The 1,071-nt window shown below is 49.6% G+C and carries 2 protein-coding genes; both read right to left on the bottom strand.

From position 1 onward, the window contains the following. The coding region (locus NXS07_RS20240) for a P22 phage major capsid protein family protein (RefSeq protein WP_258087541.1) at window positions 1-125 on the bottom strand (125 nt) is incomplete at its 3' end. 3 nt (window positions 126-128) lie between these two features. Continuing rightward, window positions 129-1,028 (bottom strand): scaffolding protein, encoded by a 900-nt coding sequence (locus tag NXS07_RS20235; RefSeq protein ID WP_258087540.1) that lies wholly within the window; start codon window positions 1,026-1,028, stop codon window positions 129-131. Window positions 1,029-1,071 lie beyond the last annotated feature (43 nt).

The raw sequence follows: 1,071 nt of genomic DNA, 5'->3' as shown, positions 1-1,071 counted from the left end.
CGCTGCATATCACCCGCAGGCGGTGCATATTTTTCTACACGCTGCGCCATGGGTGTGAGGTTTTCCACGGTCTCCATTATCTCATCGACCATGTATGTGATCACTTGACCTTCGTTTAAAGCCATCGCTTAAATTCCTTTCAACTGTTGTTTTAACTTGCGGTAAAGCTCCGTGTCGCCTTTACTGGCGGCTGCATCCATCTGTTTTTGAATAGCATCACGATTAGCAGCGATAACATCGCCACTTAATGGTGCATCAGCCGGAGGAGCGGCAGAGATTTGCTTGCCGCGAGGTTTGATAGTTAACTTGTCAGCAAGGCGCGTAAGTTCAATTAACGCTTGCTGTGATCCGAGTGTCAGCAGTTGCCGCGCTTTCTCTGGATTTGCACCCAGGTGATACATGATCGCAGCCGACTTCTCCGGGAAGAGATGCATAATTTCCGTATCAATACCGGGCGGTACGACTTGGCGGAAAGCGTCCTCTTTTTCCTGATAATCAGGCAGGTTAAGTTTTTCTGCGGCGTCATAGTGTTTCCTTGCTGACTCGACAATGTGTGCTGATTGCTGGGTAAACGCCTGAGTCCTGCGACCTTGCTCGGCTACTGCATTACTGCGAGCATCCATCGCGTTCATCTGCCATTCAAGGTTAGCCTGTTGGTATGCTGCTAGCGCCCTGTTTTGGTCGTAGTCATACTTTGCCAATGCATCATCAGACAGATAATTATTGATATCTGGCTGTGTGGGTAACTCAGGTTTTACCCGCAAATCCTCCGGTAACTCTCCGCGCTGTACTGCCTCCATCTGCTGTTCCAGCTCGCGCTGGCGCTTGCGTTCGATACGCTTAGCTGCAAAATGGGCATTAGTTGCCGGGTCTTGTTTCTGGGTCTCATCGTCACTCAGGACAATCTCAAAGCCGTCTGCCTGTTCCGTTGAATTGGCATTATCAACATGGTTCTCAGTGGATGCCGCCGCCTGAGTACCGGACAGGGTTAATACTTCAGTAGCCTGAATTTCGTTGGTATCACTCATGTTTATTACTCTCTCACATGGTTTGAGGGATCTCGCCAGTATT

This window comes from Xenorhabdus bovienii (assembly GCF_024721015.1).
GTDB lineage: Bacteria > Pseudomonadota > Gammaproteobacteria > Enterobacterales > Enterobacteriaceae > Xenorhabdus > Xenorhabdus bovienii.
The sequence above is the reverse complement of the archived record's forward strand: the minus strand, read 5'-3'. Positions and strand labels throughout refer to the sequence as shown.

What these genes read in the sequence shown, in the direction of transcription:
- NXS07_RS20235 (WP_258087540.1), bottom strand. Translation starts at nt 1,028, where the DNA reads ATGAGTGATACCAACGAAATTCAGGCTACTGAAGTATTAACCCTGTCC.